This is a genomic window from Massilia sp. CT11-108 (assembly GCF_047302915.1).
Classification (GTDB): Bacteria; Pseudomonadota; Gammaproteobacteria; order Burkholderiales; family Burkholderiaceae_D; genus Telluria; species Telluria orientalis.
This window is the reverse complement of record NZ_JBKYMO010000094.1, coordinates 1-14,897: the sequence shown is the minus strand read 5'-3', so window position 1 is coordinate 14,897 and position 14,897 is coordinate 1. Positions and strand designations below refer to the sequence as shown.

General features: G+C 66.7%; 12 protein-coding genes. 3 read left to right on the top strand and 9 right to left on the bottom strand.

All coding sequences use genetic code 11. The annotated features are described in order from the left end of the window. The 3 genes from ACEN88_RS10525 to ACEN88_RS10515 all read left to right on the top strand — a co-directional run. The coding region (locus ACEN88_RS10525) for a beta strand repeat-containing protein (protein WP_413339417.1) at nucleotides 1-3,327 on the top strand (3,327 nt) is incomplete at its 5' end. A gap of 208 nt (nucleotides 3,328-3,535) precedes the next feature. Continuing rightward, entirely contained in the window at nucleotides 3,536-5,671 is a 2,136-nt protein-coding gene (locus ACEN88_RS10520; RefSeq protein ID WP_413339415.1) for a peptidase domain-containing ABC transporter, read from the top strand. Beyond that, nucleotides 5,668-6,999: an HlyD family type I secretion periplasmic adaptor subunit gene (locus ACEN88_RS10515; protein ID WP_413339413.1), complete on the top strand. Its 1,332-nt coding sequence runs from the start codon at nucleotides 5,668-5,670 to the stop codon at nucleotides 6,997-6,999. The genes ACEN88_RS10520 and ACEN88_RS10515 overlap by 4 nt, the downstream gene beginning before the upstream one ends. Nucleotides 7,000-7,023: 24 nt before the next feature. Here the strand turns inward: ACEN88_RS10515 and ACEN88_RS10510 are convergent, their stop codons facing one another. The 9 genes from ACEN88_RS10510 to ACEN88_RS10470 form a co-directional block, all read right to left on the bottom strand. Then, complete coding sequence (locus ACEN88_RS10510) at nucleotides 7,024-8,286, bottom strand: protoporphyrinogen/coproporphyrinogen oxidase (RefSeq protein ID WP_413339411.1); 1,263 nt, start codon at nucleotides 8,284-8,286, stop codon at nucleotides 7,024-7,026. A 1-nt stretch (nucleotide 8,287) separates the two neighbouring features. After that, nucleotides 8,288-9,166, bottom strand: coding sequence for an SDR family oxidoreductase (locus tag ACEN88_RS10505; protein WP_413339409.1), 879 nt, complete (start codon nucleotides 9,164-9,166; stop codon nucleotides 8,288-8,290). Further along, nucleotides 9,163-9,579, bottom strand: a complete 417-nt coding sequence (locus tag ACEN88_RS10500) for a WxcM-like domain-containing protein (protein WP_413339406.1) — start codon at nucleotides 9,577-9,579, stop codon at nucleotides 9,163-9,165. Before ACEN88_RS10500 ends, ACEN88_RS10505 begins: the two co-directional genes overlap by 4 nt. Then, the gene (gene rfbG / locus ACEN88_RS10495) at nucleotides 9,567-10,667 is read right to left on the bottom strand and encodes a CDP-glucose 4,6-dehydratase (protein ID WP_413339404.1); all 1,101 of its coding nucleotides are present in this window, start codon (nucleotides 10,665-10,667) and stop codon (nucleotides 9,567-9,569) included. The genes ACEN88_RS10500 and rfbG overlap by 13 nt, the downstream gene beginning before the upstream one ends. A gap of 2 nt (nucleotides 10,668-10,669) precedes the next feature. After that, nucleotides 10,670-11,443 (bottom strand): glucose-1-phosphate cytidylyltransferase, encoded by a 774-nt coding sequence (gene rfbF, locus ACEN88_RS10490; protein WP_413339402.1) that lies wholly within the window; start codon nucleotides 11,441-11,443, stop codon nucleotides 10,670-10,672. 17 nt (nucleotides 11,444-11,460) lie between these two features. Next, nucleotides 11,461-12,225, bottom strand: a complete 765-nt coding sequence (locus ACEN88_RS10485; protein ID WP_413339401.1) for a hypothetical protein — start codon at nucleotides 12,223-12,225, stop codon at nucleotides 11,461-11,463. Beyond that, complete coding sequence (locus ACEN88_RS10480; RefSeq protein ID WP_413339399.1) at nucleotides 12,222-13,100, bottom strand: glycosyltransferase family 2 protein; 879 nt, start codon at nucleotides 13,098-13,100, stop codon at nucleotides 12,222-12,224. The genes ACEN88_RS10485 and ACEN88_RS10480 overlap by 4 nt, the downstream gene beginning before the upstream one ends. Nucleotides 13,101-13,151: 51 nt before the next feature. Next, entirely contained in the window at nucleotides 13,152-14,261 is a 1,110-nt protein-coding gene (locus tag ACEN88_RS10475) for a DegT/DnrJ/EryC1/StrS family aminotransferase (RefSeq protein WP_413339397.1), read from the bottom strand. After that, nucleotides 14,258-14,897 (bottom strand): WxcM-like domain-containing protein (locus ACEN88_RS10470; RefSeq protein WP_413339395.1); only part of this gene is annotated, 640 nt, incomplete at its 5' end. The genes ACEN88_RS10475 and ACEN88_RS10470, both read right to left, overlap by 4 nt.

Here is a 14,897-nt window from a genome sequence, read left to right as displayed (position 1 = left end):
GACCTCGCCGCGTTCAAGACGAGCCAGGTCGCCGCGCTGACGACGAACCAGATCTCGGCCGGCCTGACCACGGCACAACTGTCGTCGATGACGACGGCCCAGATCGCCGCGCTGACGACGAACCAGGTGGCCGCCGGCCTGACGACGAACCAGATCGTTGCCCTGACCACGAACCAGGCGGGTGCCCTGACGACCGGCCAGATCGGCGCGCTGACGACGAACCAGGTCGCCGCGATCGAAACGACCGATCTCGCTTCGCTGAAGACCAGCCAGATCGCCGCCCTGAAGACGAGCCAGGTTGCCGCCGGCCTGACGACGAACCAGATCGTCGCGCTGACCACGTCGCAGGCTGCCGCGCTGACGACCGCGCAGTCCGCCGCCCTGACGACCAACCAGGTCGCCGCGCTGCAAACCGCCGACCTCGCCGCGTTCAAGACGAGCCAGATTGCCGCCCTGACGACGAACCAGATCTCGGCCGGCCTGACCACGGCACAACTGTCGTCGATGACGACGGCCCAGGTCGCCGCGCTGACGACGAGCCAGGTGGCCGCCGGCCTGACGACGAACCAGATCGTCGCCCTGACCACGAACCAGGCGGGTGCCCTGACGACCGGCCAGATGGCAGCGCTTACGACGAACCAGATCGTCGCGCTGGAAACGGCCGACCTGGCCGCCATGAAGACGAACCAGATCGCCGCGCTGACGACGAACCAGGTGTCGGCTGGCCTGACGACGAACCAGATCGTCGCCCTGACCACGTCCCAGGCTGGCGCGCTGACGACTGCGCAGTCCGCCGCGCTGACGACGAACCAGGTCGCCGCACTGCAGACCGCCGACCTCGCCGCATTCAAGACGAACCAGGTTGCCGCGCTGACGACGAACCAGATCTCGGCCGGCCTGACCACGGCACAACTGTCGTCGATGACGACCGCCCAGATCGCCGCGCTGACGACGAACCAGGTGTCGGCTGGCCTGACGACGAACCAGATCGTCGCCCTGACCACGAACCAGGCAGGTGCCCTGACGACGGCCCAGACCGCCGCGTTGACCACGAACCAGGTGGCCGCGATGGAAACGAACGACCTGGCCGCCATGAAGACGAGCCAGATCGCCGCCCTGACGACGAACCAGGTGTCCGCCGGCCTGACGACGAACCAGATCGTCGCCCTGACCACGGCCCAAGCCGCCGCACTGACCAACGGCCAGACCGCCGCGCTGACGACCAACCAGGTCGCCGCGCTGGAAACCCGCGACCTCGCCGCGTTCAAGACGAGCCAGGTGCAGGCGCTGACGACGAACCAGATCTCGGCCGGCCTGACCACGGCACAACTGTCGTCGATGACGACGGCCCAGATCGCCGCGCTGTCGACGAACCAGGTGTCCGCAGGCCTGACGACGAACCAGATCGTTGCCCTGACCACGGCCCAGGCTGGCGCGCTGACCACCGCGCAGTCCGCCGCCTTGAGCACGAACCAGGTCGCCGCGCTGGAAACCCGTGACCTCGCCGCGTTCAAGACGAGCCAGATCGCCGCGCTGACGACGAACCAGATCTCGGCAGGCCTGACGACGAACCAGATCGTCGCGCTGACGACGTCCCAGGCTGCCGCGCTGACGACGGCCCAGGTCGGTAACCTGACGACGAACCAGGTGGCTGCGATGGAAACCGCCGACCTCGCCGCGCTGAAGACCAACCAGGTCCAGGCACTGACGACGAACCAGATCTCGGCCGGTCTGAAGACCTCGCAACTGGCTTCGCTGACGACCGCCCAGATCGCGGCCCTGACGACCAGCCAGGTGCAGGCAGGCCTGACGACGAACCAGATCGTCGCGCTGACGACGGTCCAGGCCAGCGCGCTGACGACGGCCCAGGTCGCCGCGCTGACGACGAACCAGGTCGCCGCGATGGAAACCGCCGACGTCGCCGCGCTGAAGACGAACCAGATCGCCGCGCTGACGACGACCCAGGTGCAGGCAGGCCTGACGACGAACCAGATCGTCGCCCTGACGTCGGCCGATGCCGCCGCCCTGACGACGGCCCAGCTGGGTGCGCTGACGACGAACCAGGTCGCCGCGCTGGAGACCCGCGACCTGATCGCGCTGAAGACCAGCCAGATCTCGGCGCTGACCACCGCGCAGATCTCGGCCGGCCTGTCGACGAACCAGCTGTCCTCGCTGACGACGGCGCAGATCGGCGCGCTGACGACGAGCCAGGTGGCAAACGGCCTGACGACGAACCAGATCGTCGCGCTGTCCACCAGCCAGGTGCAGGCGCTGACGACCGGCCAGTTGTCGTCGCTGACGACCAGCCAGATCTCGACGCTCGAAACCCGCGACATCGCCGTGCTGAAGACGAACCAGATCCAGGCACTGACGACGAACCAGATCCAGAACGGTCTGACGACGACGCAGGTTGCCGCGCTGACGACCGGCCAGGTGCATGCGCTGACGTCGGCCCAGGTGGGCTCGATGACGACGGCACAGATCCAGCAGCTCAAGGTCGGCAGCCCGATCGTGCTGGACCTGAACGGCGACGGCATCCACACGAAGAGCATCGCCCAGGGCGTGCAGTTCGACCTGTTCGCGACCGGCAGCAAGGTCACGACGGGCTGGGCGGATGCGACCGACGGCCTGCTGGCACTGGATCGCAACGGCAACGGTTCGATCGACGACGGTAGCGAGCTGTTCGGTACGTCGACGAAGCTGGCGAGCGGCCAGAACGCCTCCAACGGCTACGAAGCACTGGCCCAGCTGGACGCGAACGGCGACGGCGTGATCGACTCGAAGGATGCTGCTTACAGCAACCTGAAGGTGTGGGTCGACGCGAACGGCGACGGCGTCAGCGAATCGGGCGAGCTGAAGAGCCTGGCATCGCTGAACGTGGCAAGCATCAACGTCAACGGCGACAAGACCGCGGCGAAGGACAACGGCAACTGGATCGGCATGCAGTCGACCTTCACGAAGACCGACGGCTCCACGGCCGCCACGGGCGACGTGTGGTTCACGACCGACAAGTCGGCCGCGGAAGCCGCGGCGACCGCGACCTCGCTGAGCAGCAAGGTCGGCAGCATGGTCCAGGCGATGACGGCCTTCAACGCCGGCGATGCGGGCGTGGCGGCCGGCGGCCTGACCCTGCCGAACCTGGCGGGCGCGCAGACCGGCCTGCTGGCTTCGGTCGGCACGATGGTCGACGTGATGAAGCAGTTCGACGCCAACGGCAACAAGGTGAGCGGTGCGAACGCGGCGATGACGTCGACGGCCGAATCGCTGGCCAAGTCGGTGACGACGCCGCACGACTCGGGCTTCCTCACCACCGGCAGCCGCAAATAAAGAGCCGTAACGCGCTAGCATGGGGCCGGTTCGCGCCGGCCCGCTTTGACAGCAAAAAGGCAAGACCGTTATCGGTCTTGCCTTTTTTTGCGTCCAAATTGCGACAAACCAAGAATAAGGGGCGTAACACAGTGCTGTTCAGCAACAATTCTGGTCAACAACAAGGTAATCTCTCGGTCTGCCGCACTTCGCTTCTATTAGTTCCCTAATGGCCGACAAATTCCCTCATACAACTCTGCAATGCCTGACTGCCATCGCGCAGCATCACGGCCTGCAAGTGAATCCGGAGCGCCTGATCCACGACTACGCGTTGAACGCGGAGGAGCCCTCGTCGTCCATGCTGCTGGGGATGGCCTCGAGCATCGGGCTGAAGGCCAAGCTGCGCCAGCTGACGGTCGACAAGCTGCTGGGGCAGAAGGGCGTGTTCCCGCTGCTCGCGCGTCTGAAAGACGGCAACAGCATGATCGTCGTGGGCGCGCGCAGCGACGACGGCGGCGTGCTCGCGGTACTCGATCCGCTGGGCGACCTCGGGACCGTCAAGATGCTCGATCCGGCCGCATTCCAGTCGCTGTGGAGCGGCGAAGTCCTGTTCCTCAAGCGCACGTCGAAGCTGTCCGACACGCGCCAGCCGTTCGGCCTGCGCTGGTTCATTCCCGAGATCCTGCAGCAGAAGGCCGCGTTCCGCGACATCGCCATCGCCGCGATGGCCATGAACATCCTCGGCCTCGCGTCGCCGATCTTCTTCCAGCTCGTGATCGACAAGGTGCTCGTGCACCATAGCGTCTCGACCCTGTGGGTGCTGGCGGCCGGCATCGGCATCGCGCTGCTGTTCGAATCGACGTTCGGCTTCATGCGCCAGATCCTGACCCTGTGGGCCACGAACAAGATCGACATCCGCCTCACGCGGCGCACGTTCGCGCACCTGCTGTCGCTGCCCATCGATTATTTCGAGACCACGTCCGCGGGCGTGGTCGTGCGCCACATGCAGCAGATGGAAAAGATCCGCGGCTTCCTCACGGGCCGCATGTTCTTCACGGCGCTCGACCTGACCGCGCTGTTCATCCTGCTGCCGATCCTGTTCAGCTATTCCGTCAAGCTGGCGATGATCGTGCTGCTGTTTACGCTGCTCATCAGCGGCATCGTCGCGGTGCTCGTGCCCACGTTCCAGCGCCGCCTGAACGATCTGTACACGGCCGAAGGCCAGCGCCAGGCGCTGATGGTGGAAACGATCCACGGCATGCGCACGGTGAAGGCGCTGGCCATCGAGCCGATGCAGCGCCGCGCCTGGGACCAGCGCTCGGCCAATGCGCTGAACCAGCACTTCCGCGTGGGCCAGATCTCCATCACGGGCAATGCCATCACCGACTTCCTCGGCAAGCTGCTGCCCGTCGTGATCATCGTGATCGGCGCCCAGGACGTGTTCGACCAGACGCTGTCCGTCGGCGCCCTGATCGCCTTCCAGATGCTGTCCGGCCGCGTCAGCGGGCCGCTGATCGCCCTGGTGGGCCTCGTCAACGAATACCAGGAAACGGCGCTGTCGATCCGCATGCTGGGCGAGGTCATGAACCGCGCGCCGGAAGGCCGCACCGGCGGCCTGCGTCCCGAACTGCGCGGCAACATCACATTCGACGGCGTCGTGTTCCGCTATCCCGGCGCGCAGAACAACGCGCTCGACCGCGCCACCTTCGAGATCAAGGAAGGCAGCGTGATCGGCATCGTGGGCCGCAGCGGCTCGGGCAAGACGACGATCACGAAGGTCATCCACGGCCTGTACCGCATCCAGGAGGGCCTCGTCCGCTTCGACGGCTACGACGCCCGCGAGATCGACCTGCCGCACCTGCGCCGCCAGGTGGGCGTCGTCCTGCAGGAGAACTTCCTGTTCCACGGCACGGTGCGCGAGAACATCGCCGCGACGATGCCCGAGGCCAGCTTCGAGGACATCGTCGAGGCGGCACGTGCTGCCGGCGCCGACGAATTCATCGAGCGCATGCCGCAGGGCTACGACACGATGCTGGAAGAGAATGCGTCGAACCTGTCCGGCGGCCAGAAACAGCGCCTGTCGATCGCTAGAGCGCTGCTGGCCAAGCCGCGCATCCTCGTGCTGGACGAAGCCGCGAGCGCGCTCGACCCCGAAAGCGAAGCGATCTTCATCAACAACCTGTCGCGCATCGCCGTCGGCCGCACCGTGATCATGGTGTCGCACCGCCTGTCGACGCTCGTCAACGCCGATTCGATCCTGGTCATGCAGCGCGGCCAGCTGATGGACGCGGGCCGCCATGAAGAACTCCTGACGCGCTGCTCTACTTACATTCAATTATGGAACCAGCAAACAAGTCATCTGTGACCGCGCTCGATCCGACCGACATCGAGTTCCTGCCGGACGCCGACGAGATCGAGCGCCGTCCGCTGCCGCCGTACGCGCGCATCACCGTGCACGCACTGGCGGCGATGCTCGTGTGCTTCCTCGGCTGGGCCAGCATCGCCGAGATCGACGAGGTGGTGAAGGCGCAGGGCAGGCTGACCACCCCGTTGTCGAATATCGTGGTGCAGCCGATCGAGACGTCGATCATCCGCTCGATCGACGTGCGCATCGGCCAGGTCGTCAAGAAGGGCGAGCGCCTCGCCACCCTGGACCCGACGGACGCCGACGCCGACCAGGCGCAACTCCGCCTGAAGTTCGACAGCCTGGACACGCAGGTGAAACGCCTCGAGGCCGAACTGGCCGGCCGCGGGACCCTGGCCGAGACGGGCAAGGTGTCGGCCGACACGCAACTGCAGGACAAGCTGGCGGGAGAACGCCGCGCCAACTTCGCCGCGCAGATGGCGCGCCTGGACGAGAACATCGCCAAGACGCGCGCCTCGCTCGACACGAACGTGCGCGACCAGCAGGTGCTGGGCGACAGGACGAAATCGCTGCGCGAGGTGGAGACGATGCAGGAACGCCTCGTCGACCAGAAATTCGGCGCCAAGGTCAACCTGCTGGACGCACGCAACAAGCGCATGGAAGTGGAGCGCGACTACACGCTCGCGAAGAACCAGGAGCCGGAGATCCGCCGCGCGCTGGCCGGCCTGGAGGCGGAGAAGCGCGCGTTCGTGAACGGCTGGCGCCAGAAGATCATGGAAGACCTGCTGAACCTAACGCGCGAGCGCGACGCGACGGCCGAGCAGATCAAGAAGGGCACGCTGCGCCGCGACAAGGTGATCCTGACCGCGCCGGCCGATGCCATGGTGCAGGACATCGCCAAGCTGTCGCAGGGTTCCGTCGCGCAGGCCGCCGAAAAGATGTTCACGCTCGTGCCGCTGGGGACCGCGCTGGACGCCGAAGTGCAGATCGATTCGCTCGACGTCGGCCACGTGAAGCCGGGCGACGTCGCCCACATCAAGCTCGACGCGTTCCCGTTCCAGAAGCACGGCACCCTGGAAGCCAAGGTGCGCACCCTGTCCGAGGACGCGTTCAAGCGCGACACGGCGAACGCGGAATCGGGCACGGATGCCTACTACGTCAGCCGCATCGACCTGGGCGGCGGGAAGCTGAAGAACATGGACCCGCACGCGCGCCTGCTGCCGGGCATGACCCTGACCGCGGAGATCGTGGTCGGCAAGCGGACCGTGTTGTCGTATCTGCTGTGGCCCCTGACGAAGGGGCTGGACGAAGCGATCCGGGAACCGTGATCGCCCGGCGCCGCGCGCCTGTCCTCAAGGCAGGGCGCGGTAGCCGCTCAGGAGCGACTGGTTGCTCCACAAATAATCCCACTCGCCGAACCGGCCGCACGTGGCGATGCCCGCCGCGCCCGCCCAGGCGCGCACACGGGCGCGCCGTTCTTCCATTCCCTGCTCGAAGATGACGTTGCCGTAGGCGAGGCGGCGATGGTCGAGCACGACGATGTCGTCCGCCGTCGCGATGCCCATCTTGCGCAGCGCGTAGACCGTGTTCTCCTTGAGCGCGTCGGGCGCATGGGCGCTGCCCGTGTCGTAGTTGTAGATCTCGAACTGGAGCGAGCTGCAGCCGGGCGGCGCGTTGTCCGGCGATTTCACGGACGGCGAATAGGCGCGGCTGGCGGCGATGTCCTCGTCGTAGATGTAGAACCACAGGTCCTTCACGAGCGGCTTGTCGAACCCGACGGAGACCAGGTCGATCGACGTGGCGTGCAGGCCGGCGCCGGCCGCGCGCACGTCGTCCGGGACGTCACCGGCCAGGCGCACGAGCACCGGCAGCGGCAGCGTGCTGACGAGCTGCCGGTAACGCACCGTCGCGCCGTTCGCGAACGTCACGGTGCGCGCCGCGGTGTCGATGCCTGTCGCGGCGTGGCCCGTGCGGATCTCGGCGGCATCGAGCAGCGGCTGGATGAACGCCTTGTAGCCTCCCGCGACGGGGTAGCGCATCTCCTTGGTGTAATACGTGTTCGGCGTATCGCCCGTCAGGGCGCCGAACAGGATCTCGTCCAGTTCCGCGCGGCGCATGCGGTTGCCGATCCACGTCGTGGACAATGCGCGGGCCGGCACCGCCCAGTATTTCTGCGTGTAGCGCAGCGGGTACCGTTCGGCGATCGCGTCGCCGTACTGGTGGCGCAGCCAGCTTTCGTAATCGTCGTGCGCGAGCGTGTCGGGACGCGCGAGGAAGGACTTGATCAGGGCCACGCGCTGTTCCGGCGGCAGCGGATACAGGTTGTTCTGCACCGGGTGCTTGAGCCAGTAGCCGTCATCCCAGCAATACGAATCGGCCGGGTGCGTGAGATACGGCGTGCGGTCGAAGATCGCGCGTACTTCCGGTTCGTTCGCGAACGACAGGTGCACGGCGTGGTCGAAACGGAAGCCGTCGACCGTGAAGTTGTCGAGCAGGCCGCCGGCGCGGTCGCGCGCCTCGAAGACGACGGCCTGGCGGTTCAATTCGCGCGCGCGCAGCGCGGCGCCCAGGCCCGCGATGCCCGCGCCCAGGATGACGATATCGATGGTTTCCATGTCAGTTCGCTGCGAGGTAAGGGGCGAGTTCGCCCTCGAGATAGGCGGCGAGGGCGGCGCGCCAGTCGCGCATGGCCGGCCAGTCCAGCTGGTCGCATTTCCAGTTGTCCGCCATTTCGTTGTCGGAGACGTTGGCCTTGCGGTTGAACGATGCGGCGTCGGCGGGACCGACCTCGAGATCGAAGCCGGCCAGGCGCACGATCGCCTGCACGTACTCGTGGCGCGACGCCGAGCCGCCGTTCACGCAATTGAAGACGCCCGCGAGGCCGCTCGCGCCCAGGTCGAGCATGCGCGCCGCGACGTCGCCGCTGAAGCAGGGCACGCCCCGCTGCTGGACGTTCGAACGCATCGTCGCGCCGTTCGCCAGCGCGGCGCGGGCCTCGTCGATGCGGCGGGCGACGAAATTCTTCGGGATGTCCGGCGCGCCGCCGAACAGCCAGCCGGTGCGGACGACGAGGTTGTCCGGGCTCGCGGCCAGCACGCGTTCCTCGGCCAGCATCTTGCTGCGGTGGTGGTGCGTGGTCGGCCGCACGGCGTCGTATTCGCGCCAGGGCGCGGTGCCGTGGGCGCCGTACACGCCGGTGCTGGAGACGAACAGCAGCTTCGTGCCGGCGCGCGCGCACGCGGTGGCGATCAGTTCGGTCAGCAGCAGGTTGTCGCGGTAGCAGGTGGACGGGTCGAGCTCGCACTGCTCGACGTTCGTGTTGGCGGCGGCATGGATCACGAGATCCCAGCCGGCGGCGAGTTCGGCGGGCAGGTAGGCCGGGGCGTCCGGCAGCGCGGGACGTGCCAGCGGCGCGCAGTGCCAGCCGCGCGCGGCGGCCGCCTTGCCGATGGCCGTTCCCAGGAGTCCGCGGGCGCCGGTCAGCAGGATCTTCATGCGAGCGGGTACGCGGCCAGGTCGACGTTGACTGCCTCGGCCGGATCGTGTGGGATGCTGGCCATGTTGCAGACCAGGTTCGTCCCGTCCCCGGTGCCGGTGAACGCCATCCACCAGCCCGGCGGCACCGTGAGCCTGCCATAGCTGGCGTCGCCCAGCGTGTGCGAGGCCGTGCGGCCGGTGCCGGCATCGTGCAGGTGGAACGTGACGCTGCCCGCGACGACGACGAGGTTCATGGTCATGCGCGTATGCTGCTTCCAGCCTTTCGTCACGCCCGGATGCACGGTGGTGAAATAGACCTCGCCGAAGCCGGCGAAGCCCGGGTCGGTCGCCTTCATCGCGTGGTACACGTCGCCTTTGGGGTGGGCGATACGCGCCAGCGGCGTGAGCGTGCAGGGCGTCAGCGCGTCCATGCCAGCCCCCGCGCCGCGGCCAGCGCTTCGTATTCGCCGATCTGGGCGAGCGTCAGCGCGTGCATGTCGGCCTGCTCGCGGTAGTAGCGGTAATACCATTCGCTGACGAGGCGCACGCAGGTCTCGTAGTTCAGGTTCGCTTCCCAGCGCAGGTGGAACAGGGCCTTGTCGCAGTTCAGCTTGAGCAGCCCCGCCTCGTGGAACGGGATATTGCCGGTGACCTCGTACGCCTGTTCGGGACTCGCGAACTGCCAGTGGCGCGACAGGTCGCCCAGCAGCTCCAGCACGGTGCGGTTCTGTTCCGCGCGCGGTCCGAAGTTGAAGGCTTCGCCCGACAGTTCCGGGCGTTCGTGCAGCGCCGCGCCCAGGGCGAGATAGCCCGACAGCGGCTCCAGCACGTGCTGCCATGGCCGCGTCGCCTGCGGGCTGCGGATCTCGACCTTGCGGCCTTCCGACCAGTTGCGCATGCAGTCGACGACGATGCGGTCCTTGGCCCAGTCGCCGCCGCCGATCACGTTGCCCGCGCGGCCGCTGGCCAGCCTCACCTTGCAATCGGGCGCGCGGAAGAACGACCAGTAGTACGCGTGGATGACCACCTCGGCCGCGCCCTTCGAGCCGCTGTAGATGTCGCGCCCGCCGATATGGTCGGTCTCGCGGTAGCCCCACAGCCACTCGACGTTCTCGTAGCACTTGTCGGACGTGATCATCACGGCGACGCAGGGGCGGTCGTGCAGGCGCAGGGCTTCCAGCACGTTGGTGGTGCCGATGACGTTGGTCGTGATCGTGTCCACGGGATCGCTGTACGACGTCGAGACGATCGGCTGCGCGGCCAGGTGGAACACGAAGTCGGGCTGGAAATCGGCGAGGACCCGCCGGACGGCGGCCAGGTCGCGCACGTCGCCCAGGTGGTGCTCGATATGCCCGGCCAGGCCGGTCTCCTCGAAGATGGACGGCTGGGTCGGGATGCCGTCGGACAGGCCGGCGACGCGCGCGCCCAGCTTGAGCAGCCACATGACGAGCCAGGAACCCTTGAAGCCCGTATGGCCCGTGACCAGGACCTTCTTGTTGCGGTAGATGTCGCCGAACATGATCACTCCCAGGTCTTCCAGGGCGCGCGGCCGGATTTCCACAGCTCTTCGAGGTGCATCTTGTCGCGCAAGGTGTCCATCGGCTGCCAGAAATCGTGGTGGAAGAAGGCCCGCATCTGGCCGTCGCGCGCCAGTCCTTCCATCGGCTGCTTCTCCCACGTGGTGGCGTCGCCGTCGATGTAGTCGATGGCCTGCGGCGAGAGCACGAAGAAGCCGCCGTTGATCCAGGCGCCGTCGCCCTGCGGTTTTTCCTGGAAGCTGGTGATCTCGTCGCCCTGCAGGTTGAGGGCACCGAAGCGGCCCGGCGGCTGGACGGACGTCAGCGTGGCCAGCTTGCCGTGGGCGCGGTGGAAATCGATCAGTTCCGTGATGTTTACGTTCGAGACGCCGTCGCCGTAAGTGAAGCAGAACGCCTCTTCGTCGCGCACGTAGTCGCGCACGCGCTTCAGGCGGCCGCCGGTCAGGGTGTCGTCGCCGGTGTCCACCAGGGTCACCTTCCACGGCTCGGCGCTGCGCGTGTGCACTTCCATGCGGTTGTTCTGCATGTCGAAGGTGACGTCGGACGTGTGCAGGAAATAGTTGGCGAAGTATTCCTTGATCACGTAGCCCTTGTAGCCGCAGCAGATCACGAAATCGTTCACGCCGTGCGTGGAATAGCCCTTCATGATGTGCCAGAGGATGGGCTTGCCGCCGATCTCCACCATCGGTTTCGGTTTGACCGAGGTTTCTTCGCTGATGCGGGTGCCGAGGCCGCCCGCGAGGATGACTGCTTTCATCCGATCTCCTTGCCGTTTCAGTTCAGCCGACCGGTCTCGGTCAGCACCGTCAGGGGACGCGTGATCACCTTGTCCGCACCGTATTCCAATGCCTTCTTGCGCAGCAGCAGGCCATGCAGCCGTTCGCAGCACAAGCCCATCGTACGTTCTTCGTAGCCTTCGCGCCGGACGTAATGGTTGTGGGCGAAGCGTGCCACGACGCCTTCGAGCTGGCGCATGGTCTCGACGAACCACGCGACCGGCATGTAGCCCACGTTGCCCGCCGTGATGAAGCTGGTGCCGGACAGGAAGTTGATCGCCTCGTCGCTGTCGATCACGCCGCAGTCGACCGCGTCGCCGAAGAACATCAGCAGGTCGCGCCCGACCGCGTTCGCCGAGTACTGCTGCATGACCGTGCCGGGAAAATTGATGGGCGCCGAGATGATCGGGGTCGTGCCGTCGCCGATGAACGCTTCGATGGGCAGGTCCTGCAGTTCGCTCGGGTGCGCGTGGTAGTTGAAACCGCGCAGCTCGCCGATCTCGGCGACCAGGGCGTAGCGGCGGTAATGGCAGACGCCGACGAAGCCGTCGGCATGCGCTTCTTCCAGCAGGCGGCGGATCATGAAGAGTGCCGCGTATTCGCCCAGCTTCATGTTCTTGTAGGCCAGCTGCGGCGCGTGCACGCTCATGCCGATGCCGCGCTCCGGCACGTAGCCCCCGGTGCCGACGAGCGTCAGGAACGGCGGCAGGGGCCAGCCCGGGTCCTTGTGGCTGATGCAATAGAAGGGGGGCAGGGACGTCATGCGGTCAGGCTCTCCGTGTAGGCGGCGTAGCGCTGCCAGGCTTCCTCGATCTGGAAGAAGACCCCGCGCAGCTGCAGGTAGGCGGTGTGCACCTGGTCGCGCTTGTCCAGCAGCTCCTGCGTGCCGACGACGCCCAGGCGATGCGACGCGAGCAGCAGGTCGAAGTAGTCGGAGAAGCAGTAGCCGAAATTCTTGTTCACGGCCGGATTCGATTCCGACTGCAGGCGCGGATCGCGGCGGAAGTAGCTCAGTTCCTCGTCGAGGTAGAACACGTCGCCGCCCTCGACCAGGTTGCAGTACGCGGACACGTCGGACAGCCCGCGGGTGCAGTCGTGGCCGGCCAGCGCGAACAGCCGGTGGTGGCCGATTTCCCACAGCTTCTGACGGGTGAACATCACCGTGGAGAATTCGCCGACGAAATTACGCATGCCGAGGACCATGCTGCGGTGCAGTTCCAGGCCCGTCATCGAACCGCTGGCCTCGAACGCACGGCGGGTTTCCACGCGCAGGTTGTTGGCGTCGATGACCTGCGAGGCCGAGAACGTCATCTGCACGCGCGGATGCGCAGTCATCGCGGCCACCATGCGCTCGACGCAGAACGGATGCAGGATGTCGTCGTCGAACAGCGGCTTGATGTACGTGCCCTTGCCCGAGAAGAAGGCGGCGTGGATGTTATCGCCGCGGATCACCGAGCAGCGCTGGTAGATTACTTCGGGAAAGCGTGCGCAGATATCGCGGATTTGCTCGGTCGGGCAATTGTCGCTGACGAGGATTTCGATATTCGGGTAGGTCTGGCCGACGGCCGAGCGCAGGCATTGTTCGAAGTGCTCCGGCTTGTACGACGGGATGACGATGCTGACTTTGGGAAGCGTCATGGAGATCGGAGTTCGTTGTCGTTCGTGAGAAAAAGTACGGGATGGCGCCGTTCACAGCGCCGCGGCGATGCGCCGTACCGCCTGCGCGACCTCGACCGCCTGCGCCGCCGTCATCGTCGGGCCCATCGGGAGGCTGAGCACCTCGCGATGGATGGCCTCGGCGATCGGGAACCGGCCCTCGGTCATGCCGAGATCGGCGTAGGCGGGCTGCAGGTGCGGTGCGATCGGGTAATGCACCAGCGTGCCGATGCCGGCCTCGGCCAGCCCCTTGGCCAGCGCGTCGCGCTGTGCATGGCGCACGACGTACAGGTGCCACACCGGTTCGGCCCACTCGGGCACGACGGGAAGGACGAGGCCGGGGATGCCGGCCAGCTCGGCATCGTAGATCGCCGCCAGCGCGCGCCGCCGGGCGTTCTGGTCGTCCAGCACGGGCAACTTGGCCGACAGGATCGCCGCCTGCAGCTCGTCCAGGCGCGAATTGAAGCCGATGGATTCGTTGTGGTATTTCTTCTGGGAGCCGTAGTTGCGCAGCGCGCGCAGTTGCCGTGCCAGTGCGTCGTCGTCGGTCGTGATCGCGCCGCCGTCGCCCAGCGCGCCCAGGTTCTTGCCGGGATAGAAGCTGAACGCGGCGGCGTGCGCCAGCGTACCGGCGCGCCGGCCGCGATAGCGCGCGCCGTGCGCCTGGGCGCCGTCCTCGACGACCTTCAGGTGGTGACGGCGTGCGATGTCCATCAGCGGCTCCATGTCGGCGCACTGGCCGTACAGGTGGACCGGCACGATGGCCCTGGTACGCGCCGTGATGGCCGCTTCCACGCGGGCCGGATCGAGGTTGTACGTGCCCGCCACCGGCTCCACCGGGACCGGCGTGGCGCCGCAATGCGAGGCGGCCAGCCAGGTGGCGATATAGGTATTGCTGGGAACGATGACTTCATCGCCCGGGCCCACCCCCCATGCCTTGAGCACGAGGAAGATCGCATCCAGCCCGTTGGCCACGCCGATGGCATGGCGCGTACCGCACCAGGCGGCATAGGCTTGCTCGAACGCTTCCACTTCCTTGCCGAGGACGTACCAGCCGGACCGCAGCACGCGCCGCATGGCCTGTTCGATGGCGTCTTCCTGCTCGAGGTTGATGGCCTTCAGGTCGAGGAAGGGAATACTCATGCGTGCTCCACAGGAAGGGCGCCGCTGTCGCCCATGCGGCGTTTGGCGGCGACGAATTCGTCATAGTCGCGGATGTAGTCTTCCGCTTCGTAATAATCCGACGCGAACACCATCATCACGGCGTCGCTCGAATACTTGTACTGGATGCCCCAGGTCATCGGCGGCAGGTACAGGCCGATGTCCGGCGCGTCGAGGCGCACTTCGCAGCGGGATGCCACGTCGTCGACGACCACCGAACAGCTGCCTTTAACGCAGACCAGGAACTGGTGGCACTTGTAGTGCGCGTGTTCGCCGCGGGTCTTGTCGTTGGGGACGTTCATGACCAGGAAGTAGCGTTTCGGCATGAACGGGATTTCACGCATGAACTCGCCGACCGACAGGTCGCCGCGCGGGTCGCCGACGAATTTGAAGCGGTGCAAGGTCACGTCGCCGACGCCGAGGCGCACGGCCGACGGCGTTTTTGGCGGCGTGGTGATGGTGTGCCACTCGGCCGCCGGCTTGCGTTCGGCCTGCTGCACGTAGTTGACCACGCGTGCCGGCGCGCCGGCCACGATCGCGTACGGCGGCACGTTATGGGTGACCACGGCCCCGGCCACGACTTCGGCGCCCTGGCCGATGCGCACGCCCCCGGTCTCG